The sequence below is a fragment of the Streptomyces sp. NRRL B-3229 genome (assembly GCF_000719505.1).
Lineage (GTDB): Bacteria > Actinomycetota > Actinomycetes > Streptomycetales > Streptomycetaceae > Streptomyces > Streptomyces griseorubiginosus.
The window spans coordinates 40,784-67,764 of the sequence record NZ_JOGP01000031.1; the positions used below are offsets into that span (position 1 = coordinate 40,784).

Below are 26,981 nucleotides of genomic sequence, written 5' to 3' on the forward strand. Positions count from 1 at the left end.
CCGTGCGAGTATGGGTCGTCCGCGCACCGGGGGACGGGCAGAATGGCCTTGTCGGAGTGGGTGCGCAGGGCGTGTCGGACGGGCCCCAGGCGAAAGGACCGGAGCGTACGTGAGTGAGAATCAGAACCTCCTCGCGGAGCAGCGGCGCTCCCTGATCCTGGACGAGGTCCGGCGCCGTGGCGGGGTGCGCGTCAACGAGCTGACGCGGAAGCTCGGCGTGTCGGACATGACCGTGCGGCGCGATCTCGACGCTCTGGCCCGCCAGGGTGTGCTGGAGAAGGTGCACGGCGGTGCGGTTCCGGTGGTCGAGGCGAGCACGCACGAGCCGGGGTTCGAGGCGAAGTCGGGTCTGGAGCTGACCGCGAAGGAGGACATCGCGCGGTCCGCGGCGGAGCTGGTCGCGCCGGGTACGGCCATTGCGCTGTCGGGCGGTACGACGACGTACGCGCTGGCCCACCATCTGCTCGACGTGCCGGATCTGACCGTCGTCACCAACTCTGTGCGGGTGGCCGACGTGTTCCACGCGGCGCAGCGGACCACGGGTCCCCGGCAGGGTGCGGCGACGGTGGTGCTGACCGGTGGCGTGCGCACGCCGTCGGACTCGCTGGTGGGGCCGGTGGCCGACCAGGCGATCGGGGCGCTCCACTTCGACGTGCTCTTCCTCGGGGTGCACGGGATATCGGTCGAGGCCGGTCTGTCGACACCGAACCTCGCGGAGGCCGAGACCAACCGCCGGCTGGTGCAGTCGGCACGGCGGGTCGTGGTGGTGGCCGACCACACCAAGTGGGGCACCGTGGGCCTGAGTTCGTTCGCGTCGCTGGAGCAGGTCGACACGCTGGTGACGGACGCGGGGCTGCCGCGTGCGGCGCGGGCGGAGATCTCGGAGCACCTGCGGCGGCTGGTGGTGGCCGGGGATTCCGGTGAGTCCGTTGCGGCTGAAGACAGTTGACTGAGCGTCAGCTAATGTGACACCTCCTGATCACCACGGGAGGGTGTGTCCATGGCTCACCAACTGCGCGAGGTGGGGCTCGACTTCATCGAGACCGCGCCGGTACGCATGGTGTTCGTGCAGGAGATGTCGGCGCCGCCCGAGGCGGTCTACCGGGCCCTCGCCGAGGACGTTCCCGGGTGGGAGGAGTGGTTCGCCGCGGTGACCCTCGCCCGCTCCACGGGGGACGGCTCGACCCGTGAGATCCACCTCAAGGGCGGCGGACGCTTCCAGGAGACGGTCATCGCGGCGAAGGGTCCTGAGGTGTACGCCTACCGCGTCGACGTCGCCAACGCGCCCGGCGCGCGTGCCATAGCCGAGGAATGGCGTCTGACCCCGTCGGGGGCGGGCACCCAGGTGCGCTGGACGTTCGCCGTGGACGGCACGAGGGCGTTCCGGGTGGTGGCGAAGCTCGGGCGCGCCGGACTCGGGCGGGCTTTCCGGGATGCGGTCAGGACGCTGGACGGGCGGCTCGCGCACTAGGGGGCGGCCGGCGCTTGCGCATCAGGAGCACAGCCGGTGCTCTCGGACCAGAAGCACAGCCGGTGCTCGCGCACTGGTGGCACGGCCGGTCTGGTTCAGTCGGGCCAGACGCCCGTCTTCAGCAGGAGGGTGATCGCCGTGCTGTACGGCTCGATGTCCAGGCCCTGTTCGGTCAGCCAGGTGTCCGAGTAGTACTTGTCGAGGTAGCGGTCGCCGGGGTCGCAGAGCAGGGTGACGACACTTCCCCGCCGTCCCTCGGCCACCATCTCGGAGATGATCTTCAGGGCGCTCCACAGGCCGGTACCGGTCGAGCCGCCCGCCTTGCGGCCGATGGCCTGTTCCAGGGCCCGCACGGCGGCGACGCTGGCCGCGTCGGGGACCTTCATCATGCGGTCGATCGCGCCGGGCACGAAGCTCGGCTCCATGCGGGGCCGGCCGATGCCCTCGATGCGTGAACCGCAGTCGCAGGTGACGTCCGGATCGCCGGTGGTCCAGCCCTCGAAGAAACAGGAGTTCTCCGGATCGGCCACACAGATGCGGGTGTCGTGCTGCATGTAGTGGACGTACCGGGCGATGGTCGCCGAGGTGCCACCGGTACCGGCCGTGGCGACGATCCAGGCCGGTTCCGGAAAACGCTCCAACTCCAGTTGGCGGAAGATGGATTCGGCGATGTTGTTGTTGCCGCGCCAGTCCGTGGCCCGTTCCGCGTAGGTGAACTGGTCCATGTAGTGGCCGCCCGTCTCCACCGCGAGGCGGGCGGACTCCTCGTACATCGTGCGCGAGTCGTCCACGAAGTGGCACCGCCCGCCGTGGAACTCGATGAGGCGGATCTTCTCGGCGCTCGTCGTGCGGGGCATGACCGCGATGAAGGGCACGCCGATCAGCTTCGCGAAGTACGCCTCGGAGACGGCCGTCGAACCGCTGGACGCCTCGATCACCGGGCGGCCGGGCCGGATCCAGCCATTGCAGAGGCCGTAGAGGAAGAGCGAGCGGGCGAGGCGGTGTTTCAGGCTGCCCGTCGGGTGCGTCGACTCGTCCTTGAGGTACAGGTCGATGCCCCAGCTGTCGGGCAGCGGGAAGCGCAGCAGGTGGGTGTCGGCCGAGCGGTTGGCGTCGGCCTGGACCTTGCGGACGGCTTCTTTCAGCCAGCCGCGATAGGCGGGGTCGCTGTGGTCGACATCGAGTGTGTCGCCGGTCCGGGTCTGCTGAGGGGTGCTCACGACTGGGCTCCTTACGCTGCGCGCCGACGGCGGATCGCGCGGCCGACTCTTCGATCATAGACACCTTCCACACGCTTCTCACCTGCATAAACGCACCTTTGAGAGCCCCAAAGGCACCCCTGGGGTCGCCGACCGCCCGACCCCGGGGGCGCATTCGGAGAGTGCTCCTGCGCGCCCGCCCCGGGCGTCATGCGCACTGGTGCTCGGCGTCCATGGCGGGCAGACTGCACCGCGCGGGACGAGGTCCCGAACGGGGGCGCACACTGGATCACGACAGGAGCCGGCTCTCGGTCCACGCGGGAGCACGGGCCGGCACACCGAAGCGCGCAAGAGGGGCGGGACGGCATGGCGGAGCCGGAGTTCACGGCTACGGGCGTCCGGATCGGCAAGAGGTTGCGCTCACTCACCCGGGCCGGGCAGGTCCGGATCAGCGACGGCCGACTGGAACTGCTCACCAGTTACGGCAGCGAGATCGACAGCGCGCCGGTACAGGCGGTGCGGGCCTCGAAGCCCTGGTTCGCGCCCGAGGACCGGGCCCTCGCGGATCTCAACGGGAACCGGTATCTGCTCACTCTGGGCCAGCACGATCCGCCTCCGGGTGAGCCGGGGCCGCCCGCGGCCCGCCGTTTCATCGAGGCCGTGCGCAGGGCGGCCGGGCGCCGCGGCTGAGCCGTCGCACGGTGCGGGTGGGCACGGTCGACCGCGAGTTGCGGTCCCGAGCCTCCTGCGTCACGCTGATCTCACATCACTCTCGGTTTACCGGCGATTACGCTGCGAACCAGCCCGCCGGGCACGACGGCAGGCGGCCGTTTCCACTCAGGCAACCTGCTGGATCGATCCGAACTCCGTGTTCTTCCGGACCTCACGTCGGGGAGTCGCAGCCGTGATCAGTCATCCGAGCAGGCACTGCGCGGTGGAGCTCCAGGCTCTGCCGTCGCGGATCGGCCAGGTCCGCAGAATCCTTTCCGCGCAATTGCGCTACTGGCATCTGGATCCTCTCATCGACCGGGCCGCACTCGGTGTGACGGAGCTGTTGACCAACGTCCACCTGCACGCCCAGCCCGACAAGACATGCACCGTGGAGATCGAGCTGCTGCTCGACCGGCTCACGGTCTCGGTGCACGACCACGACCCGCGTCTGCCGGTCGTGGCCGACCTCGGGGACACCGAGCCGCTCGCCACGTGCGGGCGCGGGCTCGCGATGGTCGCCGCGGTCAGCGAGAGCTGGGGTGTCCGGCCGGAGGGCGAGTCGGGCAAGGTCGTGTGGTTCACACTGCCCACGCCAGCCGCCGCCCGGCCACGGCCCTCCGCGGCCACGCGTCCGCCGCGGCGGAAGGTCGCCGTACCGGAGAAGGCCGCGCTCATGTTCGCCGAGGTCGAGGTCCGCAGGCCCGAACACGCTCCCGCCCGGTCCGCCGTTGCCGGCTGACCGGGCGGTGAGAACGCCTTCCCGTCGACGGTCGGTGCCGGCACCGGGTTGAGCGCCTGGACGTCGACGCGGTGACGGCACGGAGCGGGCGAGCACCGGCGTCCGGCGGGCTCAGGTCGGCGCCGGCACGACGGTGGCACCCTGCCGAACACGTTGACGGTGCCACGGCTCATGGCCTTGGGTGGCGTCACGCCCCATACCGCCGGGCGGCGTCACAGCCCGTTGCACTGGGCGGCGTCACGCTCCCCGGCCCTTGCCCGCCGTACGGCCGAACTGTTCGTCCAGGACGGACAGCCGGCGCCAGTACTCGTCCTCGTCGATCTCGCCGGAGGCGAAGCGGCGGCCGAGCAGGACGAGCGGCGAGTCGTCGGAGGGGCCCGAGTCGGCCATCGCACGCCAGGGTCCGCGGCGGCCGCGCCAGGCGGTGCGGCGCAGGACGGTGACGGCGCCGACCACGACGGCCGCCCAGATGAATGGGAAGAAGAGGATCCACGGGCCGGGGCCGCCGTCCCAGTTCGCGAGTGTCTGCATGTCGGTTCATCTCCCTGGAGTTCCTGACCATCTCGTTCGGTGCCGCATCTCGTTCGGTGCCGCATCTCGTTCGGTGCCGCATCTCGTTCGGTGCTGCTTCGAGAGTGGCTCCGGTGCAGGCGTCGGGTCGTCGTACGGCAAGCGGCTGTGGGTGTACCTCGTGGGGAGTACGCGACGCGCTCGACTTCTGTAACTACTAGTATGTACAGTGAGTGCATGAGCACTCCGGACCGACTGATCGAGTCCACGCGCGAGCTGCTGTGGGAGCGCGGCTACGTGGGCACCAGCCCCAAGGCCATCCTGGAGCGGGCGGGCGCCGGACAGGGCAGCATGTACCACCACTTCAAGGGCAAGCCCGACCTCGCGCTGGCCGCGATCCGGCGTACCGCCGATGAGTTGCTGGCCGCCGCCGAGGGAGTGCTCGCCGGCCCGGGCACACCGTACGAGCGCATCGAGGCGTACCTGCGGCGCGAGCGTGACGTACTGCGCGGCTGCCCGATCGGCCGGCTCACGATGGACCCGGACGTGATCGCCAGCGCCGAACTGCGCGCGCCCGTCGACGAGACGCTCGACCGGATCCGTGAGCGCATCGCCGGGATCGTCGAAGAGGGCAAGGAGCAGGGGCAGTTCGCCGCCTCGCTGGACGGTGAGGAGATCGCGGCGACCGTGCTCGCCACCGTCCAGGGAGGCTATGTGCTCGCCCGCGCCTCCGGCTCGGCCGCCGCGTTCGAAACGGGCGTGCGGGGTCTGCTCTCCCTCCTCGCTCCCCGAGCTTCGTAGCGCCCGAGCGTCGTAACTCCCCGACCGTCTTGACACCCCGACCGTCTTGACTCACCAAGCCCGTAAAGGACTTCTCCTAGTGCAGATCACCCGGCAGCGCCCCGAGACCCGGCAGGGACCGGCCGAGAACTTCACCGGGACGGTGTGGCTCGACGAGATCGCCGCACCCGCCGCCCCCTCCCGGCTGCGGATGTTCAACGTCCACTTCGCGCCCGGCGCGCACACCGCCTGGCACCGGCACCCGCACGGCCAGGTGCTGCACGTCCTGGAGGGCGAGGGGCTGGTGCAGCGCCGGGGCGGAGCCGTGGAACCGATCCGCGCGGGCGACACCGTGTGGATCGACCCGGGTGAGTGGCACTGGCACGGTGCCGGGCCGCGCACCTTCATGACGCATCTCGCGGTCGTGGAGGCCGCGGAGGACGGCACCACCACCGACTGGGGCGCGCTGGTCACCGCCGAGGACCACACCACCTGAGGAGGCGACCGATGCACGCGATGCAGTACGAGCTCACCTTGCCGGCCGACTACGACATGGCCGTCATCCGCGGCCGGGTCGCCCGGGTCGGGCATCTGCTCGACGACTGGGAGGGCCTCGGCGTCAAGACGTACCTGATGCGCGAGCGCGGGGTGAACGGCTCACCGGTCAACCAGTACGCGCCCTTCTACCTCTGGAACAGCGTGGAGGGCATGAACAGGTTCCTGTGGGGAGGCGGCTTCCAGGGACTGAGCAACGACTTCGGGCGGCCGTCGGTGCGCCAGTGGACAGGGCTGTCGTACGAGGAGGGCGGCGCCGCCGGCTCCCCCGCCCGGTCGGCCGTACGACGGCATGAACCGGTGCCCGAGGGGGTGGAGTCGGCCGAGGTGACGGCGGAGGCGGTGGCGGACGCGGAGCGGCTGGCCGGGGAGGAAGGGGCGGTCCTCGCCGCCGTCGCCGTGGACACGGCCCGCTGGGAGCTCGTGCACTTCTCGCTCTGGGCTCACGATGCTCCCAAGGCAGCCGGTGACGTTTTCGAGGTGCTGCACGTCTCGGCGCCCGGGCGGGAGCGGCTGCCGCGGGGACGCCAGTGGTGAGCGCGGTCCGGACAGTGGAGGGGGACGTCCCCGGCGGGTCGCTCGGCGTGTGCGACGCGCACGACCACCTGTTCTTCGGCAGCCCCCGCCTTCCCGGCCAGGAGTTGCGGAGCAGGTCCGCGGCGCTGGCCGAACTCGCCGCGTTCGCCGCGCAGGGGGGTGGCACCGTCGTGCAGTGGACGCCGTACGGGCTGGGGCGGCGGGCCGCGGATCTGCCGGAGTTGTCCCGGGAGAGCGGGGTGCGGATCGTCACCGCTACCGGGCTGCACCAGGCCGTCCACTACGACGACGCCACGCTCGCCGGACTGCGCGGCAGGCTGGCCGAGGTGTTCGTCGCCGAACTGACCGAGGGCATCGGGACGTCGGGCGTCCGCGCGGGACTGATCAAGGTGGCGGGCGGTTTCCACGCCCTGGACGCGCACGCCCGCTGGACGATGACCGCGGCGGCCGAGGCCCATCACGCGACCGGCGCCCCGATCGCCGTCCACCTGGAGCTGGGGACCGGCGCCCTCGACGTGCTCGACCTGCTGTGCGGCGAGTTGGGGGTCCCGCCGCACCGGGTGGTCCTCGGCCATCTGAACCGCTCCCCCGACCTCACGGTGCACCGCGAGGCCGCTGCGTCGGGCTGCTATCTCGCCTTCGACGGTCCCTCACGCACCAACCACGCCACGGACTGGCGCATGCCGGACGCGGTACGGGCCCTCGCCGAGGCGGGCCACGGGGACCGGCTGCTCCTCGGTGGCGACACGACGACCGCGGCCGCCCGCTCGGTCAACGGGGGCCCGGGGATGCCGTATCTGCTGCGCCGGGTGCGTCCGCGGCTCGCGGTCGAGCTGGGCGAGGAGGCGGTGCGGCGCATCCTCACCGACAACCCCGGCCGGGCCTTCGCCGTGGACTGGCCCGGTCCCGTCAGCCGTTGAGCCCGGTCACCGGCAGCGAGTGTCCAGGTCCTGCTGGCCCCGTCACCGGCACAGGGCGTCGATGTCCTGCGAGAAGTCCGGGAACTCGGTCCGGGCGGCGGTGACGATGTCGTGGGTGCTGCGGCGCGGGGTGGTCGCGTGGCGCTCCGCGAGTTCGGTCAGACCGGGGTCGACTCGGCCCTCGTACTGCTCGTACTCGACGACCTCCAGCGGACCGAGGCTGTCGGCCAGCACCCACAGGAAGTCGGACAGGTTGGCCGCCACCACCCCGCGCTCGCCCTCGGAGCCCAGGAACACCACCGGCTGCTCGACCAGCGGTTGCCCCGGCCGCACGCACCACAGGGCGGCGAGGCCTCCGGTGCCGTCCTGCCCGAAGACCCGGAAGGCGTCACCGTCCAGTTCGCGGTTGCCCGTCCAGTTGCGCAGCCAGTCGGTGGTCTCCTCGGCGGAGTCGAAGGCGCCGTACGGCTCGAAGTCCACGCCCTCGCCGTCGTCGTAGTCGAACTCCACGCGGGCCACGGCTGCCAGCGCGGCCGGAAAGGTGCGGTCGAACCCGTTCGTCTCGATCATGCCCCGCAGGCTAGCCTCCGCCACTGACAGTCGCGCGCGTGCAGGTCGCGCGTACATGTGGGGCGGCAGCGAACCGAGTTGACGCGACGTCCCGAGAAGCGTTGTCGGTGTCGGCTGATAGGACTTGAGGATGTCCCGGACGCCCGCCTTCGCAGATCTGCTGGTCCTGATCGAGGACCGTTCCGCCACCCTGCGCGCCGCTGTCGCCGCCTCCCCCTGGACAGTCTGCGCAGCGAGGGGGACCGTGCAGTGCTGGAGAATCTCCTGAGCTGGCCCGATCTCGGTTAGACCGGCGCCCCGCGCGGGGCGGAGCAGCGGAGCAGTGCAACAGTCGAGCTGATGGGAAACGTATGCGAGTCGTCGTCATCGGCGGAAGTGGGCACATCGGCACCTTCCTCGTCCCCCGGTTGGTGCGAGCCGGCCACGAAGTGATCAACGTCAGCCGGGGCACCCGCAGCGCCTACGTCGGGGCCCCCGAATGGGAACAGGTCCGCCAGGTCGTGGCCGACCGGCAGCAGGAGGACGGCGCGGGCACCTTCGGCGCCCGGGTGGCGGGGTTGGCCCCGGACGTCGTCGTCGACCTGGTCTGCTTCACCCTGGAGTCGGCCACCGCGCTGGTCGAGCGGCTGCGCGGCGAGGTCGGGCACCTGCTGCACTGCGGCACCGTGTGGCGGCACGGGCCGAGCCACAAGCTGCCGATCTCCGAGAGCACGGGCACCCCGCCCGTCGGGGAGTACGGCGTCCAGAAGGACCGGATCGCCCGGATGCTGAAGGAGGAGACCGCCTCGGGCGGTCTGGTGACCACCTCACTGCACCCCGGGCACATCGTCGGCCCCGGCTGGCACCCGATCGGCCCGTTGGGCAACCTCGACCCGGCCGTCTGGTCCACGCTCTCCGCCGGGAAGCCGCTGCCGATCCCGGGCAGCGGGGTCGAGTCGATGCACCATGTGCACGCCGACGACGTCGCCCAGGGCTTCGAGCGCGCGATCGAGCGCCGGGACGCGGCGGCGGGCGAGGACTTCACCGTGGTCGCCCCCACCGCGCTGAACGTCCGCGGGTACGCCCACATCGCGGCCGGCTGGTTCGGGCAGACCGCGACGTTGGAACCCGTGTCCTGGGAGCGGTTCCGTGAGAGCACGTCTCCGGAGCACGCCGAGGCGAGCTGGGAGCACCTCCACCGCAGTCAGTGCTTCAGCATCGAGAAGGCGAGGACCGTCCTGGGCTACGCACCCCGTTACGAGCCGGAGGACGCCGTGCTCGAATCCGTGCGCGGACTGATCGAGCGCGGCGAGTTGGAGGTGGCCCACCCGCTCGTCCTCTGAGCTGCTCGCCGGCCGTGTGAGCCATCGGCTCACCCTCCGACCCGAGTCAGGCCGCGAGCAGGACGGGCACGGCACTCGTCCCCTGTGGCCGCAGGGGACGAGTGCTCCGGGTGGCGAAGACGTACACGCGCAGGACGAGGAAGCGACCCGCGCCGGCGAGACCCGAGGCGCCGAGGTAGACCATCTGCTCGACCGCCGGGCCCGCGGACGGCCGCAGCAGGTGCAGAACCCCGATGGCACCGCTGGTGACCAGGTACGCGGCGGAGGCCGAGCCCGCGGACTGCCAGTGCTCCCGCCATCCGGCCCCTCGGCCCTTGCGGAAGGTGTAGCGGGCGTGGAGCTCCGTGCACAGCAGGGTGGAGGCGACGGTGACGACGGCGTTGGCGACGGCCCAGGGCATGGCCACGGCGAGCAGCGTCACCGCGAAGCCGGCGAGGACCCCTACGCCCCCTCCGAACATCACGAACCGTATGAAGGCCATGAGGCCCGCCCCCGTCTCCCACTCGACCACCCGTCGCTTTCCAACACCGGAAAGCTACGTTGCGTTCAGGGAGTGGGCAACTGATTTATTGCATCGCCGAGGCGTCACCGCAGTTCAGATATGAAATATCGTTGCAATGGACCACGACTGAACGCTAGGCCCGACCAGCGTCCAGGCGGCTCACCCTGGCCACGTTCTGCCGGTCCTCGGCGTCCTCGCTCGGCGCGGCGGAGAACCAGGCGTCGAGGATCTCCTTGAGGAGTGGCTCGGAGGTGAGGCGGAGGCTGAGGGCGAGGACGTTGGCGTCGTTCCAGCGGCGGGCGCCGTCCGCGGTGTAGGCGTCCGTGCACAGGGCGGCCCGGACACCGGGCACCTTGTTCGCGGCGATGGAGGCGCCGGTGCCGGTCCAGCAGCACACGACCGCCTGATCGGCCGTCCCCGCGGCCACGTCACGGGCCGCGGCCTCGGAACAGGCCGCCCACTGCGGGTCGTCGCCGGGGCTGAGGGCGCCGTGCGCGACCACCTCGTGGCCCCGGGCGCGCAGTGCGCCGACGAGGGCGCGGGCAACAGGTTCGTCCATGTCCGAGGAGACGGAGATCCGCATGTCACGAGCCTACTCGGCGGCTCGTCCAGCGGACCACGGGTTCCAGGTAGACCACGTGCGGGCCCTCCAGGCGGGGCAGTTCGGCCGGGGAGCCGACGAAGACGATCCGGTCGAACTCCGGGTCGCGTCCCCGTGCGGTCTCCGCGGCCGCGAGGGCGTCGAAGCGGTCCTGGAGCACGGGCGCGGGCAGGGGTGGCGCCAGGTAGTGGACACCGACCTGTCCGTCGTCGCCGTAGGTGATCAGACAGCGGGTGAGCGCGGTGGCCGGGATGTCGACGCCGGTCTCCTCGGCCAGCTCCAGCGCTGCATGGCGGAGCAGGGCCCTCTCGTCCAACGGCTTGTCGTCCGTGGGCGGTTCCACCGATCCGCCGGGGAACTGCCAGCGGCCGGGCGCGGCCGTGGACCGGGACATCCGGCCCACCAGCACGCGTCCGTCGTCCGTCGGCTGGATCACGCTCACGAAGAGGGACCGCAGGGCGGTGGCGCCCGGGACGCGGCGCAGGGCGAAGTAGCGGTAGGTGGTGCGGGACCAGGACACGAGGAGGGCGTCCCCGACGTCCCGCGAAAGGCCCGCGCAGAGCACGACCGGGCCGTCGAAGAGGGCCGGGTTGGCGAGGACGGCCTCGTCCCACTCCCGGTTCATGGCCGCCCGTGTCTCGGCCGGGATCGCCGGCGGCGCCACCTCGACGAGACGGAGTTTCTCCGGCTCCAGCAGTTCAGTCACGGGTCAGTGCCCCGAGCGGGTCGTCCAGCACCGGCTGCCATGCCAACTCGGCTGCCCCGACCAGGCTGTTGTGGGCGAGGGTGCAGCTCAGGATGGGGACGCCGCCGCTCTGTCCCCACAGGCTGCGCTCGGCGACGACCGCGCGCAGCCGCGTGGGATCGGCGTCCAGGAGGGTGCTGTGGAGGCCGCCGAGGATGACCCGGTCCGGGTTGAGGATGTTCACCAGTCCCGCGAGGCCGAGCCCCAGACGGTCGATGAGGGTCTCGGCGGCCGTACGGACGGCGGGGTCGTCGTAGTGGTCGCGGACCAGGTCGTTGGCCTGCTGGAGCAGGGACACCTCGGGGCCCGGGTCGAGTCCCGCGGCCGTGAGCAGGGCCAGCGGGTCGGCCTCGACGTCCAGACAGCCGCGGCTGCCGCAGTGGCAGGGGCGGCCCTCGGGGTTGACGGTGAGGTGCCCCACCTCGAGGGCCAGGCCCGAACTCCCGGTGTGCAGACGGCCGTCGAGGACCAGGGCGCCGCCCACACCCCGGTGCCCGGTCGCCACGCACAGCAGGTCGCGGGCGCCGCGGCCGGCGCCGTGCCGGTGCTCTGCGAGTGCCGCGAGGTTGACGTCGTTACCGGTGAACACCGGTCCGGGGATCCCGGCCGCGCGCACGCACTCCGTGAAGATACGGCGCACGGGGGCGCCCGCGGGCCAGGCCAGGTGCAGGGGGTTCAGGGCGAGCCCGTCGGGCTCGGCGACCGCGGAGGGGACGGCGAGTCCGGCGCCGACGCAGCGTCTGCCCGTCGTGCGCAGAAGGTCCGCGCCCGCCTCCACGACCGAGCCGAGGACCTTGGCGGGGTCGGCGTCGACGGTCTCGCGGGCCGGTGCGGTGGCGACGATACGGCCGCCCAGGCCGACCAGCGCGGCGCGGAAACCGTCGGCGTGCACCTGCGCCGCCAGGACGACCGGGCCCTCCTCGGCGACCGCGAGGCGGTGCGAGGGCCTGCCCTGGGAACCGGCGGCCGCGGTGGGACGGGCGTCGACGCGGATCAGCCCGAGCGCCTCCAGTTCCGCGGCGACCGCTCCTGCCGTGGCCCGGGTGACCCCCAGTTCCGCGGTGAGCACCGCCCGGGTGGGCGCGCGCCCGGTGTGCACGAGCTCCAGCGCGGGCCCGAGCGCGCCGCGCCCTCGTTCCAGCCGCGCCCTCGAGGTGGTCCTCTCCCCCGCCGGCCGGGGGTCCGCCTTGCCGCTCATGAGGGCGAGTCTCCCATGATCCGTTCGTGCCCCGGGCTACAGGCCGCTGACCCGCAGGGTGATGTTGAGCCGCCCGGTCAGTCCCAACTCGGGCGGCGCGGTGCCCGGATGCACACGGGGCACCCCGTGGTAGGCGAGCCGCGACGGGCCACCGAACACGAACAGGTCGCCGCTGCGCAGTTCCACGTCCGTGTACGGCTTGGTACGGGTCTCGGTGTTGCCGAAGCGGAAGACACAGGTGTCGCCGAGGCTCAGCGACACCACCGGGGCGTCCGTCTTCTCGTCGCTGTCGCGGTGCATTCCCATGCGGGCGTCGCCGTCGTAGAAGTTGATCAGCGCGATGTCGAAGTCGATCAGTGCGAGCTCCTGTCCCGACACCGCGGTGCCGAGCGCGTCCCGTACCGCCTGCCGGCCCAGCTCGCCGAGCCAGTGCGGGAAGGGCTTCACCGGTGCCCCGTCGCCGTCGGCGACCGTGCGGGCGTACGCGTACGGGTACCAGTGCCAGCCCAGGCAGACCTGCCGCGCGGTCATCGTGCCGCCGCCCGGAGTGCGCACCGTGCGCAGTCCGGCGGGCGGACGGGCCCACTCGCGGCAGGCCGCCAGCAGCTCGCGCTGTCGCTCCGGCGCCAGCCAGTCCGGGACGTGCACGGCGCCCGGCGCGATCTGTGCGCGCGCTCGGGGGAACAGCTCGGCGTCCATGGGTTCCATCCTGCCCGAGCGGGCCTGAACTGCGGCTCCGCTAGCCTGGACGCACGATGGACGACCGTATGACGACCCCCTGGGGCGAGCTCGCGCTCACCCGCTTCCCCGAAGACCCGCGTGACCGGCTGCGTGCCTGGGACGCCTCCGACGAGTATCTGCTGAGGCATCTCGCCGCGGAGCGGATGGCGCTGTCCGGCACGGTCGTGGTGGTCGGCGACCGCTGGGGCGCGCTGGTCACCGCACTGGCGGCGCACCGGCCGGTGCAGATCACCGACTCCTTCCTCAGCCAGGAGGCGACCCGGGCGAACCTCGCGCGCGCCGGCGTCGAGCCGGGCGGCGTACGGCTGCTCACCACGCAGGACCCGCCGCCCGACCGGATCGACGTGCTGCTGGTGCGGGTGCCGAAGAGCCTGGCCCTGCTGGAGGACCAGTTGCTGCGGCTGGCGCCGGCGGTGCACGCGGGCACGGTCGTGGTCGGCACCGGCATGGTGAAGGAGATCCACACCTCGACGCTCCAGCTGTTCGAGCGGATCCTCGGCCCGACCCGCACCTCGCTCGCCGAGAAGAAGGCCCGGCTGATCTTCTGCACTCCGGAGCCGTCGCTCGAACGGCCCGCCAACCCGTGGCCGTACGGATACGCACTCCCGGACGGTGTCGGAGCCGTCTCCGGCCGTGCCGTCGTCAACCACGCCGGTGTCTTCTGCGCCGACCGGCTCGACATCGGCACGCGCTTCTTTCTCCAGCACCTCCCGGCCGGCCGTGGCGCCCAGCGGATCGTTGACCTGGGCTGCGGCAACGGTGTCGTCGGCACGGCGGTGGCCCTCGGCAACCCGGAGGCCGAGGTGCTGTTCGTCGACGAGTCCTTCCAGGCCGTGGCCTCGGCGGAGGGGACGTACAAGGCGAACGGCGCACCGGGGCGTGCGGAGTTCCGGGTCGGGGACGGGCTGACGGGGGTGCCCGACGGCAGTGTCGACGTGGTGCTCAACAACCCGCCGTTCCACTCGCACCAGGCGACGACCGACGCGACGGCCTGGCGGATGTTCGCCGGCGCGCTCAGGGCGCTGCGGCCCGGTGGCGAGCTGTGGGTCGTCGGGAACCGGCACCTCGGCTACCACGTGAAGCTGCGGAAGCTGTTCGGGAACAGTCAACTCGTCGCCAGTGACCCGAAGTTCGTGGTGCTGAAGGCGGTAAAAAGGTCGAGTGACTGATACGTCGGCGCGGGATTTCTACGACTCGTTGGCTCCGGACTACCACCGGATCTTCGCGGACTGGGACGCGAGCATGGCGCGGCAGGCCGCCGCACTGGGCGCGCTGATGGAGCCAGGTCCGCTCCGGATCCTGGACTGCTCGTGCGGGATCGGGACCCAGGCGATCGGGCTGGCGCTCGCCGGGCGCCGGGTCGTGGGCAGCGATCTGAGTCCCGTGGCCGCGGCACGTGCCGCGGCCGAGGCGTCGGACCGCGGTGCCCCGGTACCGACCGCGGCCGCGGACATGCGGCAACTTCCCTTTGCCTCATCGGCGTTCGACGTCGTCGTCTGCGCGGACAACTCGCTGGCCCATCTGCTGACCGCCCCGGACGTGGCCGCCGCACTCGCGGGCATGCGGCGGGTGCTGCGGGACGGCGGGCTGCTGCTGCTCACCGTGCGGGACTACGACGAGATCCGCCGGACCAGGCCCGGTGCGACGCCCCCGCAGGTCTCCGAGGATCCCGAAGGCCGGATGGTCACCTTTCAGCTGTGGCACTGGCACGAGGACGGGGAGCGTTACGACCAGGAGCACTTCCAGCTGGTCCCCGCCGACGGGGACTGGGCGGTGCGGGTCCGCCGTGCGACCTCCTGGGCGCTGACCCGTGCACAGGTGGAGGAGTTCGTGACCGGGGCCGGTTTCGTGGACGTGCGGTGGCACGAGCCCGGGGCCGTCGGCTTCTACCAGCCCGTTCTCACCGCCCGAGCATCCGGATGATCCGCCGGGTCGCCTCGGCCATCGCGTCCCGGCCGACCCCGAGGTAGGTGCGGGAGTCGACCGCCTCGGGGTGAGCCGAGAGGTGTTCCCGGATCGCCCGGGTCATGGCGGTGTTGAGCGCGGTGCCGATGTTGACCTTGGAGATGCCGCCCGCGACGGCAGCGGTGAGTTCGTCGTCGCGGACCCCCGAGGAGCCGTGCAGGACGAGGGGGACGTCCAGGCAGGCGGCGAGGCGCTTGAGGAGGTCGTGGTCGAGGGTGGCGGTGCGTTCGGTCATCGCGTGGGCGCTGCCGACGGCCACCGCGAGGGCATCCACGCCGGAGTCGGCGACGAAGGCCCGGGCCTCGGCCGGGTCGGTGCGGGCGCCGCGTGCGTGCGCGTCCAGCGGTGGCTGTCCGTGCTTGCCGCCGATCTCTCCCAACTCCGCCTCGATCCAGAGGCCCTGGGAGTGCGCCCAGTCGGCCGCGGCGCGGGTCGCGGCGAGGTTCTCGGCATAGGGCAGCCGGGCCGCGTCGTACATCAACGAACTGAATCCGGCGTCGGCCGCCTCGCGGAGCAGGTCGTCGCTCTGGACATGGTCGAGGTGCAACGCGACCGGTACGGCGGCCCGTTCGGCGGCGGTGCCGGCGGCGCGGGCCAGCGGCAGGACACGGCCGCGGCGGAACTTCACGGCGTTCTCGCTGACTTGGAGGACGACCGGGGCGTCCAGGGACTCGGCGCCCGCGATGACGGCCTCGACGTGTTCCAGGGCGATCACGTTGAAGGCGGCGATGGCGGAGCGGGTGGCGGCGGCCCGGGTGACGAGCTCGCCGGTGGTGACGAGGGGCACGGGGACTCCTAGGGGCGGGCGAGGATCACCGAGCGGGTGAGGTGGCGGGGCTGGTCCGGGTCGAGGCCGCGGGCGGCGGCGACGGCGACCGCGAGGCGCTGCACCCGGACCAGTTCGGCGAGCGGGTCGAGCGTGCCGGGGATCCACAACCCGCCCGTCTCACCGACCTGTTCGGCCAGCCCCTCCGGAGCCTCGCCGAGCATCCAGGTGGCCGTGCCCCGCGTGGTGACGCTGATGGGGCCGTGCCGGTACTCCATCGCCGGATATGCCTCCGTCCAGGCGAGAGCGGCCTCGCGCATCTTCAGCCCGGCCTCGCTCGCCAGGCCCACCGTCCAGCCGCGGCCGAGGAAGGTGAACTGCGCGCACTCGACCAGCCCTTCGGGCAGGGGGGTCGCGAGCGCGGTGCGGGCGTCGGCGACGACGGCGTCGGTGTGCAGGCCGAGGTGGGCGCGGAGCAGGGTGAGGGCGGTGGTCGCGAACCTCGTCTGGACGACGGAGCGTTCGTCCGCGAAGTCGAGGACGACGACCTCGTCGGCGGCGGTCATGACGGGCGTGGTGGGGTCGGCCGTGAGCGCGGTCGTACGGGTGCGCCCCTGCAACGTCCCCAGCAGGTCGAGGACTTCGGTGGTCGTGCCGGAGCGGGTGAGGGCGACGACACGGTCGTACGAGCGGCCGGCCGGGAACTCCGACGCGGCGAAGGCGTCGGTCTCGCCCTGCCCCGCGCTCTCCCTGAGCACGGCGGCGGCCTGTGCCATGAAGTACGAGGTGCCGCACCCGACGATCGCGACCCGCTCGCCGGGCGCGGGCAGCGCGCCGGAGCAGCGGGCGGCCTCCGCCTCCGCCCGCTCCCAGCAGTCCGGCTGGCTGATCAGCTCGTCCTCTACATGGGTCATGCGGCCACCCTTCGCTCGCTTGCTTGTTCTTGCAAGATATAGCGCCATTTCGAGCACAATCAAGCATTCACCCACGGAGAGGTTGCGTTAAGGTCGCCGGGAGATCGAGGGACGGAGGATGCGGATGTCGCGGGACGCCCGCTGGAAGGCACTGCTGGAGCTGCTCGTGGAGCGAGGGCGGCTCGACGTCGAGGACGCCGCCACCGAGCTGGCGGTGTCGGCCGCGACGATCCGCCGTGACTTCGACCAGCTGGCCGAGCAGCAGATGCTGGTGCGCACCCGGGGCGGGGCGGTCGTGCACGGGGTGTCGTACGAGCTGCCGCTGCGGTACAAGACCGCCCGCCACGCCTCCGAGAAGCAGCGCATCGCCAAGGCGGTCGGGGAGCTGATCGCGCCGGGCGAGGCGGTGGGCCTGACCGGCGGCACGACCACGACCGAGGTGGCGCGGGCGCTCGCCGTGCGCGGGGACCTCTCCAGCGGCTCCCCCGCGCTGACGATCGTGACCAACGCGCTCAACATCGCCAATGAGCTGGTCGTGCGCCCGCAGTTCAAGATCGTGCTGACCGGCGGGGTGGCGCGCCCGCAGTCGTACGAGCTGGTCGGGCCGCTCGCGGACGGTGTGCTGGGGCAGATCACCCTCGATGTGGCGGTCCTCGGTGTGGTCGCCCTCGACGTCACGCACGGTGCCGCCGCCCACGACGAGGCGGAGGCCGCGATCAACCGGCTGCTGTGCGAGCGCGCCGAGCGGGTCGTCGTGGCCGCGGACTCCAGCAAGCTGGGACAGCGGGCGTTCGCCCGGATCTGCGGCGCGGAGGAGATCGACACGCTGGTCACGGACTCGGCGGCGGATCCGGAGACGGTGGGACGGTTCGAGGAGGCGGGACTGCGGGTCCTCAGGGTGTGAGGGCGGTTCCGCTGAACGCTCTCGCGCATGAAGCAGTCCTGCTGACGGCTCTCGCGCATGAAGCCGTCCCGCTGACGGCTCTCGCGCGTGAGGGCCGTTCCGCTGACGGCTCTCGCGCGTGAGGGCCGTTCCGCTGACGCGTGCGGTCGATCCTGCTTAGGCTGATCGGCAGGAGGCTGCGATGAGCGGATCACCTGGGTATGACGGCGGATATCTGCCGATCGCCGAGCACGGCCTGATCGGCGACCTGCGCAGTGTCGCGCTGGTCGGGACCGACGGCACCATCGACTGGTACTGCTGCCCGTCCTTCGACGCGCCGAGCGTCTTCGCGTCGATCCTGGACGCGGAGCGCGGGGGACGCTTCGAGCTGGCGGCGGCCGTACCGGCCCGCACCAAGCAGTTCTACTTCCCCGACACCAACGTCCTGATCACCCGGTTCTACACCGAGGACGGCGTCGGCGAGGTCCAGGACTTCATGCCGGTCGACGGGGACACGGTGGAGACGGAGCGGCACCGGCTGATCCGGCGGGTGCTGTGCGTACGCGGCTCGATCCCGTTCCGCACCCGGGTGGCACCGCGCTTCGACTACGGCGCCCAGCCGCACACTCTGCGCATGGTCGGGGACGTCGCGGTCTTCGAGTCCCCGAAACTGTCGCTGGGGCTGACCGCGACGGTGGCCCTGGAGGCCGAAGGCCCGGACGTACGGGCCGACTTCAAGCTCGCCGAGGGCGAGTCGGCGGTCTTCGCCCTCGACCAGGTCGGCGGTGAGGTGACCCCGCGCCGATGCGCGCGCACCGAGGCCGAGGAGCAGTTCACCAGCACGGTCGCCTACTGGCGGCACTGGCTGTCCGCCTCCAAGTACCGGGGCCGCTGGCGGGAGATGGTGCACCGCTCCGCGCTCACGCTGAAGCTCCTCACCTACGCCCCGACCGGCGCCATCGTGGCCGCGCCGACCACCAGCCTGCCCGAGCAGCTCGGGGGCGAGCGCAACTGGGACTACCGGTACGTGTGGGTGCGGGACGCCGCCTTCTGTGTGTACGCCCTGCTGCGGCTCGGATTCACCAGCGAGGCCGAGCAGTTCATGGACTTCCTCATCCGGCATGTCAGTCCGGAGGGCCACGGCCCCTCGGGACCGCTCCAGATCATGTACGGCATCGACGGCCGCACCGATCTGACGGAACGTGAACTCGTCCATCTGGAGGGGCATCGGAGCTCGGCTCCCGTCCGGGTCGGGAACGCCGCCGCCGACCAGCTCCAACTCGACATCTACGGCGCCCTGATCGACTCGATCTACCTCTACGACAAGTGGGCCAAGCCCATCTCCAGCGGCCAGTGGGACGACGTGTGTACGCTGGTGGAGTGGGTGTGCGCGCACTGGGACCAGCCCGACGAGGGGATCTGGGAGACGCGCGGCGGTCGCAAGAACTTCCTCTACTCCCGGCTGATGTGCTGGGTGGCGATCGAGCGGGCGATCAGGATGGCGGGCCGGCGCGGTCTGCCCGCCGATCTCAACCGCTGGCGGGAGTGCCGCGACGCCATCTACCGGCGGATCATGAAGAACGGCTGGTCCGAGACCCGGCAGGCGTTCGTCCAGCACGAGGACGGGGACGTGCTCGACGCGGCCGTCCTGATGATGCCGCTGACCAAGTTCATCGCGCCGACCGACCCCAAGTGGCTGTCCACCCTGGACGCGCTCACCGAGGAACTGGTGTCGGACTCGCTGGTGTACCGCTACGACCCGATGGCGAGCCCCGACGGGCTGCGTGGCGACGAGGGCACCTTCTCGATCTGCTCGTTCTGGTACGTCGAGGCGATGGTGCACGCCGGGCGGATCGACGAGGCCCGCCTGGCCTTCGAGAAGATGCTCACCTACGCCAACCACCTGGGCCTGTACGCCGAGGAGATCAGCAACACCGGCGAGCAGCAGGGCAACTTCCCGCAGGCCTTCACGCACCTGGCCCTGATCAGCGCGGCCTTCAATCTGGACCGGGCCCTGGGCTGAGGAATAGCCGTCCGCCGGACTCACGTTGCCGTCTGCATGACGACGAACGCGCCCCGCTCCGAGGTCCTGCGATACACCGCCTTCTCCAGCGACCCCGAGGGAGGGAACCCCGCCGGAGTCGTCCTGGACGCCAGTGCCCTGGGCGACGACGACATGCTGGCCGTGGCTGCCGAGCTCGGGTACTCGGAGTCGGCGTTCCTGACGGCGCCCCCGGAGGGCCTCGACGGCCCCGAGGGCCGGGTGTTCACCATCCGCTATTTCAGCCCCAAGGCCGAGGTGCCGTTCTGCGGCCACGCGACCGTCGCGGCCGCCATCGCCCTCGCCGAGCGGATCGGCCCAGGAGAGCTGGTGTTCTCGACGCCCGCCGGGACCGTGCCGGTGGCGGTGGCCGAGGAGGGCGGCACGGTCAGGGCCACGCTCACCAGCGTCGAGCCGCACATCGTGGAGATCAGCGACGCCGACCTGGCCGAGGCGCTCGCCGCGCTGGACTGGCCCGCCGACGATCTCGACCCGGCGTTCCCGCCGCGGATCGCGTTCGCGGGCGCCCGCCATCTCGTCCTGGCGGCGGCGACCCGGGCACGCCTCGCCGACCTGTCGTACGACTTCGCGCGCCTCGAAGCCCTGATGCACCGGCTGGACCTGACCACCGTCCAGCTGGTGTGGCGGGAGTCGGCCGGGGTCTTCCACGTCCGGGACCCGTTCCCCGTCGGCGGTGTCGTGGAGGACCCGGCGACAGGTGCCGCGGCCGCCGCGTTCGGCGCGTACGCCCGTGAGCTCGGTCTGGTACCCGAGGACGCCGTCCTCACGCTGCGCCAGGGCGAGGACCTGGGCCGCCCCGGCGAGCTCACGGTGACCCTGCGCGCGGGCGACCCCCGGGTCCGGGTGAGCGGCGCGGGAACCCGCATCGGCTGAGGTCAGTGGCCGTGTCCGCCGGAGGGCTCGTGGGGAGCCTCGCCGGCGGTCGCCCCGGCCGCTCCCCCGGCCCTGACCGTGAACGCGGCGGTGTGCACCTTGCCGTCGTGCTTGAAGTCGAGGAAGAGCCGGTATGTGCCGGCGCTCGGGGCGGTGGCCGTGAAGGAGATGTCGGGCCCGGCGGCCGTGGTGCCGTCGCCGGGCTCGCCGTTCGGGTGGACGTGCAGGTAGGCGAGGTCACCGGAGCGCAGGGCGACCAGATGGCCGTAGGCCCCGAGGTAGGGCTGGAGGTCGGTGACGGGCCGGCCGTCGCGGGAGACCGTCAGTTTCAGTGCGCGGGCCGCGCCGGGGCGCAGGGCGCCGCCGAGTTTCACCTGATAGCCGTCGGTCTCGGCGGTGGCGTCCGGCGCCGGGACGGGTCGCGGCCGGTAGGCGCCGGAGACGGCGAGGTCGGCGCCGAGGGTGAGGTTCTCAGCCCCCTTCTTCTCCGGCGTGAAGTCGGCGAAGACCCGGTAGCCGCCCGCCCGGGGCAGTGACACCGGGATGCTCCAGGTGCCGTCGGCGGCCCGGGTGGGGTGCAGATGGCGGTAGGTGTTCAGGTCGCGTGAGGCGACGATGAGGTGGAGTTCCGCGTCGTGCTCCGTACGGAACGCCGTGACCGCGCGGCCGTCGTCGCCCCGGACGGTGAAACGGAGGTCGGCCGTGCGTCCGGCCGCGAGGCGAGGGGTCGCCAGGTCGAGGGTGTAGCCCTTCTCCGAGATCTGGAAGCCGCCGGCCGGGGGCGACTCGTGTTCCGAGTGTGCTGACCCACTGCCGTCTCCGCGCATGTCGTGGCGGGCCTTGGACTCGTCCTGAACGACGGGCCCAAGGCTCTGGCCCACGCCGTAGGCGGTGCCGAAGGTCGCGGCCAGCGCGGCGGCGTACGCGGTGATTCTCAGTCCAGCGTGCATGGGGCGCACCTCCGGCTCGATCCGGGTTCCGATGCGCTTCACGATACCCCCAGGGGGTATCAAGTCAACCCGATCGCGCCACTTGCCTCAGATACCTACCCGGGGTATACAGAAGACGCGATCAGCATACCCCTGCCCGGTATCACGAGGAGCAGTGATGACCACTACCAGCGCAGTCGCCGAGACCGAACTCGCCATCGGCGGCATGACGTGTGCCTCGTGCGCCGCCCGCATCGAGAAGAAGCTCAACCGGATGGACGGGGTCACCGCCACCGTCAACTACGCCACCGAGAAGGCCAAGGTCACCCACGAGGACGGGGTGTCCGTCCAGGACCTGATAGCGACCGTGGAGAAGACCGGTTACACGGCCAGGGAACCGGCGCCACCGGAGCCCGCCGCTCCCGATCAGCAGGAGTCCGACGAACTGCGGTCCCTGCGGCAGCGGTTGGTGACCGCCGTGGTCCTCGCCGCCCCTGTCGTCGCGATGGCGATGATCCCGGCCCTCCAGTTCGAGTACTGGCAGTGGCTGTCGCTGACGCTGGCGGCGCCCGTGGTGACGTACGCCGGATGGCCCTTCCACAGGGCCGCGTTCACCAATGCCCGGCACGGCGCTGCCACCATGGACACCCTGATCTCGGTCGGCACCGTCGCGGCCTTCGGGTGGTCCCTGTGGGCCCTGTTCCTCGGGACCGCCGGTACGCCGGGCATGAAGCACCCCTTCGAGCTGACGATCGCCCGCGGTGACGGCACCGGGAACCTCTATCTGGAGGCTGCGGCCGGGGTCACCGCGTTCGTCCTCGCCGGGCGGTACTTCGAGGCCCGCTCCAAGCGCAGGGCGGGAGCCGCTCTCCAGGCGTTGCTGGAGCTGGGGGCCAAGGACGTCACCGTGTTGCGTGCGGACGGGCGGGAACAGAGCGTGCCCGTGACCGAGTTGAAGGTCCGGGACCGTTTCGTCGTCCGTCCCGGGGAGAAGATCGCCACCGACGGAACCGTCGTCGAGGGCTCCTCCGCCGTCGACGCCTCGATGCTCACCGGTGAGTCCGTGCCGGTGGAGGTGGTCGCGGGCGACGCCGTCACCGGAGCCACCCTCAACGCGGGCGGCCGACTCGTCGTCGAGGCGACCCGGGTCGGCTCCGACACCCAACTCGCCAGGATGGCCAAGCTGGTGGAGGACGCGCAGAACGGCAAGGCGGCCGCGCAGCGGCTCGCGGACCGGATCTCCGCGGTGTTCGTGCCGGTCGTCATCGCGCTCGCGCTGGGCACCCTCGGCTTCTGGCTCGGCAACGGCGCGGGTACGGCCGCCGCGTTCACCGCAGCCGTTGCCGTACTGATCATCGCCTGCCCGTGCGCCCTGGGTCTCGCCACCCCCACCGCGCTGCTGGTCGGCACCGGTCGCGGTGCCCAACTGGGCATCCTCATCAAGGGTCCCGAGGTCCTGGAGTCCACCCGGAAGGTGGACACCGTCGTTCTGGACAAGACCGGCACCGTCACCACCGGCCGGATGACCCTGCTGGCCGTCCACCCCGCCCACGGCACCGTGGAGACCGACGTCCTGCGGCTCGCGGGCGCGTTGGAGCACGCCTCGGAACATCCCGTCGCCCGCGCGGTCGCCGACGGGGCGCGGGAGAAGCTGGGTGAGCTGCCCGCCCCCGAGGACTTCGCGAACGTGCCGGGGCTCGGGGTGCAGGGCGTCGTCCAGGGACACGCTGTATTGGCGGGGCGCGAGCGGCTGCTCGACGAGTGGGCGATCGAACTGCCCGAGGAGCTCCGGCTCGGGAAGGAGGCTGCGGAGTCGGCCGGTCGTACGGTGATCGCGGTCGCCTGGGACGGGAAGGCGCGGGCCGTCCTCGAGGTGGCAGACGCGGTCAAGGACACGAGCCGCGAGGCGATCGCCCGGCTGCGGGCACTGGGGCTCACCCCGGTCCTGCTGACCGGGGACAACCGGGCCGTGGCGGCGTCCGTGGCCCGGGAGGTCGGCATCGACGCCGACCAGGTGATCGCCGAGGTGCTGCCCCAGGACAAGGTCGATGTCGTCAAGCGGCTCCAGGCGCAGGGGCGTTCGGTCGCGATGGTGGGCGACGGGGTCAACGACGCGGCCGCGCTCGCCCGGGCCGACCTGGGGCTGGCGATGGGCACGGGCACGGACGCCGCGATCGAGGCGGGCGACCTCACTCTCGTGCGGGGCGATCTGCGGGCCGCGGCGGACGCGATCAGGCTCGCCCGCCGCACCCTGGGCACGATCCGGTCCAACCTGTTCTGGGCCTTCGCCTACAACGTGGCCGCGCTGCCTCTGGCGGCGGCGGGACTCCTCAACCCGATGCTCGCGGGGGCGGCGATGGCGTTCTCGTCGGTGTTCGTGGTCGGCAACTCGCTGCGGCTGCGCTCGTTCCGGGCCGCGCGTCCTTGAACGCGGGCGACTCCCGTCCTCGGACCTTCTACGGGCCGACCTCGGAACGCCCCCTGGATCACCGGGCCTTACTCGCCGCCGTACGGAAGCGTCGTGCCCGGCAGGTTGTACTCGTCGCGTCGGCCGCACATCCCGAAGCCGCCGAGCCGGGTCGGCGCGGCCTCGTGCGCGGTCGCCTCCCCGAGGTACGACGGCTCACCGGAGGCCAGTTCGTCCAGCTGGGTGCCGGTGCGCTCTGCGGTGGCCAGCGCCCCCGCCCGCCACAGCTCGCGCCAGGTGGGCACCTTCTCCCGGACCAGGCGGGCGGCCGCGCGCTGGAACTCCAGGTACGGGCCGTTGTCACCGGAGGCCAGGGACTCGCGCAGGACGAGGTAGCCCTCGACGGCGCGGTCCCTGCGGCGCCGAGCGGCATCGGCCGTCTCCGGCCCGGTGCCGGGCGGGAGTCGGGCCGCCGCGGCGTACCGCTCGGGGTCGGCGAGGACCTCCGGCGGGAAGGTGAAGACGGCGTCGCCGGCCTCGGGCAGGCCGCTGTTCTGCATCACCACGGTGATGCGCAGATCGCCGCCCTGGACCATGCGGTGCACGGTTCCGGGCGTGAACCAGGCGAGGGAGCCCGCCTCCAGCGGGATCTCCCGGTAGCCGTCGGGGCTCAGGGTCTGCACCGCGCCCCGGCCGCCGGTGACGACGTACGCCTCCGTGCACACCAGGTGCAGATGGGGGCTGCCGCCGCAGACGCCGTCGGCGGCCTCCCAGTCGTAGGCGCTGAGGTGCGACAGCCCGACGGCACCGGGAAGGGGGTGGGGAAGCCCGGGCTCGGGCGCTCCTGCGGGCCCGGTCACCACGACAGCCCTTCCAGGTGCTCACCGACCCGTTCGGCATCCCAGGCGCCGTCTGCCACGACCAGACGGTAGCGGTAGGCGAAGGACTCGCCCGGTGGCAGCTCGAACTCCTCGAAGAACGCCCAGGAGAACGCGACCGTCGGGAAGGGCTGGGAACGCACGAACCAGTGGGACTCGTGAACCGCGCTCGCGGGGTCGAGGTTCTCGGGGGCGTGTGCGAAGACGAGCGTGGAGTGGGCGTTCACGTCGTCGTGCTCGGCGGTGAAGGCGAGCCAGGGGCTCTGGCTGCCCATCAGCTTGTCCGCGTCGGCGATGGTGTCCGGGGCGAAGACCCTGCCGCCGGTGAAGTCGCGGGGGCCGCGCCACTGGAGTCCGGTGTAGCCGGCCATCTCCCGGCCCGCGGTGGTCGGCGAGCCGAAGACGAGGGGCTCGGCGCGCAGGTTGGTCAGGCGGGTCGACCAGTCGAGCGCCCAGGAGCCTGCGGCCTCGTCGACCGAGTGGACGGCAAGGCCCCGCTCTTCGCGGGCCCACTCCTCGCCGCCGTTCTCCACCCAGGTCAGCGTCTCGGTGAGGTCCAGCCGGTCCTCGGCGGCCATGAGCGCGGTGAAGCCGTCGTGCCGCATCGAGCCGACGCGCTCCGGGAGGTACTGGTAGCCCTGCCCGTGCACGTAACAGTTGCCGCCCCAGAAGTTCTGCCCGGACAGATGGCTCGCTGTCATCTGGAGGCCCTTGTGCCAGCGGTGGTCGTTGGGCCGGTATCCGGTGACCGTCCGGCCCCCGAGGGTGCGGACCGGGTGCGCGTACGGCTTCTTGGCCTCGAAGGCGTCGGGGTCGGGTCGGTAGACGTAGCGGAGGATCTCCGTGCCGTTCGCCGCCTCGACGGCGATGTGCTCGCCGTGGACGTGGCTGACGCGGATGCTCATGCGTGCTCCTTGGGGGCCCAGTGGGGGTGGTCGCCGTGCATCGCCGGGTAGAAGGGGTCGCCGGGCACGATCTCGCCCGCCGTCACGGGCTGCCCCGTGAAGGCGGACTTGTAGAGCGCGGCGGCGAACTCGAGGGTGGCACGCGCGTCGGTGCCGCTGCCGGGAGGCCTGACACCGTTGTCGTACGCGTCGAGGAGCGCGCCGAGCTGGGCGGCGTGCGAGCTGGGCACGTCGGCGGTGGGGGTGCGCCAGGCGTCGGCCCGCTCGGAGGCGACGTGCGGGGCGGGTGTGTAGGTCCAGTCCTCGTTGCGGTGGCCGTAGAGGTGGGTGAGTTCGACGGTCGCGTCGGCGCAGTCGATGCGGATGCGGCTCACCTCGTCGGGGGACAGCACGCTGTTGACGACGGTGGCGAGGGCGCCGTTCTCGAAGCGGACGAGGGCCGTGGAGACGTCCTCGCTCTCGGTGTCGTGGACCAGCCGGGCCGCCATGGCGCGGATCTCCGCCCACGGTCCGAGCAGGTGCAGGAGGAGGTCGTACTGGTGGATGCCGTGGCCCATGGTGGGGCCACCGCCCTCGCTCGCCCAGGTCCCGCGCCACGGTACGGCGTAGTAGGCGGTGTCCCGGTGCCAGGTGGTCTGGCAGTGGGCGACCCGGGGGGCGCCGAGCTCACCGCTCGCAAGGAGGTCGCGCGCGTGGACGGCGCCGGAGCCGTAGCGGTGCTGGAAGACAACCGAAGCGTAGGCGCCGGAGGCTTCCTCGGCCGCGGCGATCTCGTCGTACTCGGCGAGCGACAGCGTCAGCGGCTTCTCGCACAGCACCCAGGCGCCCGCCCTGAGCGCGGCCACCGTCTGCGCGCGGTGCAGGGAGGGCGGGGTGCCGATGAGGACCAGGTCGGGGCGTACGGCGTCCAGCATCTCCTCGACCGAGGTGAACCCGGCGACCTCCTCGCCCGCGAGTGCGCGGAAGGCGTCCAGTCTGCCCTGGTCCACGTCGACGGCGGCGACCAGTTCGACCCGCTCTGCGTGGGCCCTGAGCGCGGGCAGGTGGCTGCCGCTGACGATGGCGCCGGTGCCGACCACGGCGACTCGGCGACGGGCTGGACGGGACATGCGGTCCTCCTCGGGCGTCCGATGCCGGGACGCTGACGTGCGGGAAAGCGCTTGCTCCCCGGAGTGACCCTAGATCCCAGGAGATTGTCCGAACAAGACCCCGGGGGCGGCTTTATGGGGAGGACGGCGGAGGTTTTGCCGGGGTGGCGGCCACGAAGGGGGAGGTGGGAGGCCTGGGAGGGGTGGGGC

29 protein-coding genes are annotated in these 26,981 nt (G+C 72.0%); 15 read left to right on the plus strand and 14 right to left on the minus strand.

What is annotated here, in order from left to right:
- Positions 1 to 109: 109 nt before the first annotated feature.
- Entirely contained in the window at positions 110 to 949 is an 840-nt protein-coding gene (locus IF54_RS0135035; protein ID WP_020136966.1) for a DeoR/GlpR family DNA-binding transcription regulator, read from the plus strand.
- Positions 950 to 1,000: 51 nt separating this feature from the next.
- Complete coding sequence (locus IF54_RS0135040) at positions 1,001 to 1,471, plus strand: SRPBCC family protein (RefSeq protein ID WP_030326279.1); 471 nt, start codon at positions 1,001 to 1,003, stop codon at positions 1,469 to 1,471.
- A 95-nt stretch (positions 1,472 to 1,566) separates the two neighbouring features.
- Here IF54_RS0135040 and IF54_RS0135045 read toward each other — a convergent pair whose 3' ends face one another.
- Positions 1,567 to 2,691, minus strand: coding sequence for a PLP-dependent cysteine synthase family protein (locus IF54_RS0135045; protein WP_030326281.1), 1,125 nt, complete (start codon positions 2,689 to 2,691; stop codon positions 1,567 to 1,569).
- A 345-nt stretch (positions 2,692 to 3,036) separates the two neighbouring features.
- On the opposite strand from IF54_RS0135045, the gene IF54_RS0135050 reads away from it, so the two are divergent.
- Both IF54_RS0135050 and IF54_RS0135055 read left to right on the plus strand, forming a co-directional pair.
- The gene (locus IF54_RS0135050; protein WP_030326283.1) at positions 3,037 to 3,360 is read left to right on the plus strand and encodes a hypothetical protein; all 324 of its coding nucleotides are present in this window, start codon (positions 3,037 to 3,039) and stop codon (positions 3,358 to 3,360) included.
- Between the two features lie 214 nt (positions 3,361 to 3,574).
- Positions 3,575 to 4,120 (plus strand): ATP-binding protein, encoded by a 546-nt coding sequence (locus IF54_RS0135055; RefSeq protein WP_078852217.1) that lies wholly within the window; start codon positions 3,575 to 3,577, stop codon positions 4,118 to 4,120.
- A gap of 237 nt (positions 4,121 to 4,357) precedes the next feature.
- Here the strand turns inward: IF54_RS0135055 and IF54_RS0135060 are convergent, their stop codons facing one another.
- Positions 4,358 to 4,651, minus strand: coding sequence for an SHOCT domain-containing protein (locus IF54_RS0135060; RefSeq protein ID WP_030326285.1), 294 nt, complete (start codon positions 4,649 to 4,651; stop codon positions 4,358 to 4,360).
- 216 nt (positions 4,652 to 4,867) lie between these two features.
- On the opposite strand from IF54_RS0135060, the gene IF54_RS0135065 reads away from it, so the two are divergent.
- From IF54_RS0135065 to IF54_RS0135080, 4 genes are all read left to right on the plus strand, one after another.
- Complete coding sequence (locus IF54_RS0135065; protein ID WP_234439135.1) at positions 4,868 to 5,431, plus strand: TetR/AcrR family transcriptional regulator; 564 nt, start codon at positions 4,868 to 4,870, stop codon at positions 5,429 to 5,431.
- 79 nt (positions 5,432 to 5,510) lie between these two features.
- A complete protein-coding gene (locus IF54_RS0135070) occupies positions 5,511 to 5,906 on the plus strand; it encodes a cupin domain-containing protein (protein WP_030326288.1) in 396 nt (131 codons plus the stop codon).
- A gap of 11 nt (positions 5,907 to 5,917) precedes the next feature.
- Positions 5,918 to 6,502, plus strand: a complete 585-nt coding sequence (locus tag IF54_RS0135075; protein ID WP_030326289.1) for a DUF4865 family protein — start codon at positions 5,918 to 5,920, stop codon at positions 6,500 to 6,502.
- On the plus strand, positions 6,499 to 7,422 hold the full coding sequence (locus IF54_RS0135080; RefSeq protein ID WP_030326291.1) for a phosphotriesterase family protein: 924 nt from the start codon (positions 6,499 to 6,501) through the stop codon (positions 7,420 to 7,422). The genes IF54_RS0135075 and IF54_RS0135080 overlap by 4 nt, the downstream gene beginning before the upstream one ends.
- Before the next feature lie 42 nt (positions 7,423 to 7,464).
- On the opposite strand, the gene IF54_RS0135085 is transcribed toward IF54_RS0135080, so the two are convergent.
- Positions 7,465 to 7,992 carry a hypothetical protein gene (locus IF54_RS0135085; RefSeq protein ID WP_030326292.1) on the minus strand — a complete coding sequence of 176 codons (528 nt, stop codon included), beginning with the start codon at positions 7,990 to 7,992 and terminating at the stop codon, positions 7,465 to 7,467.
- Positions 7,993 to 8,342: 350 nt separating this feature from the next.
- Between IF54_RS0135085 and IF54_RS0135090 the strand changes: the two genes are divergently transcribed.
- A complete protein-coding gene (locus IF54_RS0135090; protein ID WP_030326294.1) occupies positions 8,343 to 9,314 on the plus strand; it encodes an NAD-dependent epimerase/dehydratase family protein in 972 nt (323 codons plus the stop codon).
- 46 nt (positions 9,315 to 9,360) lie between these two features.
- Here IF54_RS0135090 and IF54_RS0135095 read toward each other — a convergent pair whose 3' ends face one another.
- The 5 genes from IF54_RS0135095 to IF54_RS0135115 form a co-directional block, all read right to left on the minus strand.
- Entirely contained in the window at positions 9,361 to 9,795 is a 435-nt protein-coding gene (locus IF54_RS0135095) for a GtrA family protein (protein ID WP_037821038.1), read from the minus strand.
- 154 nt (positions 9,796 to 9,949) lie between these two features.
- Positions 9,950 to 10,399: an RpiB/LacA/LacB family sugar-phosphate isomerase gene (locus IF54_RS0135100; protein ID WP_030326298.1), complete on the minus strand. Its 450-nt coding sequence runs from the start codon at positions 10,397 to 10,399 to the stop codon at positions 9,950 to 9,952.
- Position 10,400: 1 nt separating this feature from the next.
- Entirely contained in the window at positions 10,401 to 11,123 is a 723-nt protein-coding gene (locus IF54_RS0135105) for an NUDIX hydrolase (protein WP_030326300.1), read from the minus strand.
- Complete coding sequence (locus IF54_RS0135110) at positions 11,116 to 12,360, minus strand: ROK family protein (protein ID WP_030326302.1); 1,245 nt, start codon at positions 12,358 to 12,360, stop codon at positions 11,116 to 11,118. Before IF54_RS0135110 ends, IF54_RS0135105 begins: the two co-directional genes overlap by 8 nt.
- Positions 12,361 to 12,396: 36 nt before the next feature.
- Positions 12,397 to 13,059, minus strand: coding sequence for an alpha-ketoglutarate-dependent dioxygenase AlkB family protein (locus tag IF54_RS0135115; RefSeq protein ID WP_030326304.1), 663 nt, complete (start codon positions 13,057 to 13,059; stop codon positions 12,397 to 12,399).
- A 68-nt stretch (positions 13,060 to 13,127) separates the two neighbouring features.
- Here IF54_RS0135115 and IF54_RS0135120 point away from each other — a divergent pair, with 68 nt between their 5' ends.
- Both IF54_RS0135120 and IF54_RS0135125 read left to right on the plus strand, forming a co-directional pair.
- The gene (locus tag IF54_RS0135120; RefSeq protein ID WP_030326305.1) at positions 13,128 to 14,270 is read left to right on the plus strand and encodes a methyltransferase; all 1,143 of its coding nucleotides are present in this window, start codon (positions 13,128 to 13,130) and stop codon (positions 14,268 to 14,270) included.
- Positions 14,263 to 15,024, plus strand: coding sequence for a class I SAM-dependent methyltransferase (locus IF54_RS0135125; RefSeq protein WP_030326306.1), 762 nt, complete (start codon positions 14,263 to 14,265; stop codon positions 15,022 to 15,024). Before IF54_RS0135120 ends, IF54_RS0135125 begins: the two co-directional genes overlap by 8 nt.
- Here IF54_RS0135125 and IF54_RS0135130 read toward each other — a convergent pair.
- Positions 15,002 to 15,853, minus strand: coding sequence for a class II fructose-bisphosphate aldolase (locus tag IF54_RS0135130; protein ID WP_030326307.1), 852 nt, complete (start codon positions 15,851 to 15,853; stop codon positions 15,002 to 15,004). The genes IF54_RS0135125 and IF54_RS0135130 overlap by 23 nt on opposite strands.
- A gap of 8 nt (positions 15,854 to 15,861) precedes the next feature.
- The gene (locus tag IF54_RS0135135) at positions 15,862 to 16,746 is read right to left on the minus strand and encodes an SIS domain-containing protein (protein ID WP_030326309.1); all 885 of its coding nucleotides are present in this window, start codon (positions 16,744 to 16,746) and stop codon (positions 15,862 to 15,864) included.
- Between the two features lie 124 nt (positions 16,747 to 16,870).
- Between IF54_RS0135135 and IF54_RS0135140 the strand changes: the two genes are divergently transcribed.
- The 3 genes from IF54_RS0135140 to IF54_RS0135150 all read left to right on the plus strand — a co-directional run bounded on the left by IF54_RS0135140 (position 16,871) and on the right by IF54_RS0135150 (position 20,564).
- Positions 16,871 to 17,650 carry a DeoR/GlpR family DNA-binding transcription regulator gene (locus tag IF54_RS0135140; protein WP_030326311.1) on the plus strand — a complete coding sequence of 260 codons (780 nt, stop codon included), beginning with the start codon at positions 16,871 to 16,873 and terminating at the stop codon, positions 17,648 to 17,650.
- A 181-nt stretch (positions 17,651 to 17,831) separates the two neighbouring features.
- Entirely contained in the window at positions 17,832 to 19,652 is a 1,821-nt protein-coding gene (locus tag IF54_RS0135145) for a glycoside hydrolase family 15 protein (RefSeq protein ID WP_030326314.1), read from the plus strand.
- A gap of 36 nt (positions 19,653 to 19,688) precedes the next feature.
- On the plus strand, positions 19,689 to 20,564 hold the full coding sequence (locus IF54_RS0135150; protein WP_030326315.1) for a PhzF family phenazine biosynthesis isomerase: 876 nt from the start codon (positions 19,689 to 19,691) through the stop codon (positions 20,562 to 20,564).
- 2 nt (positions 20,565 to 20,566) lie between these two features.
- On the opposite strand, the gene IF54_RS0135155 is transcribed toward IF54_RS0135150, so the two are convergent.
- Complete coding sequence (locus tag IF54_RS0135155) at positions 20,567 to 21,514, minus strand: hypothetical protein (RefSeq protein WP_030326319.1); 948 nt, start codon at positions 21,512 to 21,514, stop codon at positions 20,567 to 20,569.
- A gap of 157 nt (positions 21,515 to 21,671) precedes the next feature.
- On the opposite strand from IF54_RS0135155, the gene IF54_RS0135160 reads away from it, so the two are divergent.
- Positions 21,672 to 23,921 (plus strand): heavy metal translocating P-type ATPase, encoded by a 2,250-nt coding sequence (locus tag IF54_RS0135160; RefSeq protein WP_030326321.1) that lies wholly within the window; start codon positions 21,672 to 21,674, stop codon positions 23,919 to 23,921.
- Between the two features lie 68 nt (positions 23,922 to 23,989).
- On the opposite strand, the gene IF54_RS0135165 is transcribed toward IF54_RS0135160, so the two are convergent.
- Genes IF54_RS0135165 through IF54_RS0135175 form a run of 3 tightly spaced genes read right to left on the minus strand, consistent with a single transcriptional unit; the run spans position 23,990 to position 26,792 of the window.
- The gene (locus IF54_RS0135165) at positions 23,990 to 24,763 is read right to left on the minus strand and encodes a cupin (protein ID WP_030326322.1); all 774 of its coding nucleotides are present in this window, start codon (positions 24,761 to 24,763) and stop codon (positions 23,990 to 23,992) included.
- Complete coding sequence (locus IF54_RS0135170; protein ID WP_030326323.1) at positions 24,757 to 25,683, minus strand: PmoA family protein; 927 nt, start codon at positions 25,681 to 25,683, stop codon at positions 24,757 to 24,759. The genes IF54_RS0135165 and IF54_RS0135170 overlap by 7 nt, the downstream gene beginning before the upstream one ends.
- A complete protein-coding gene (locus IF54_RS0135175; protein WP_030326324.1) occupies positions 25,680 to 26,792 on the minus strand; it encodes a Gfo/Idh/MocA family protein in 1,113 nt (370 codons plus the stop codon). Before IF54_RS0135175 ends, IF54_RS0135170 begins: the two co-directional genes overlap by 4 nt.
- Positions 26,793 to 26,981 lie beyond the last annotated feature (189 nt).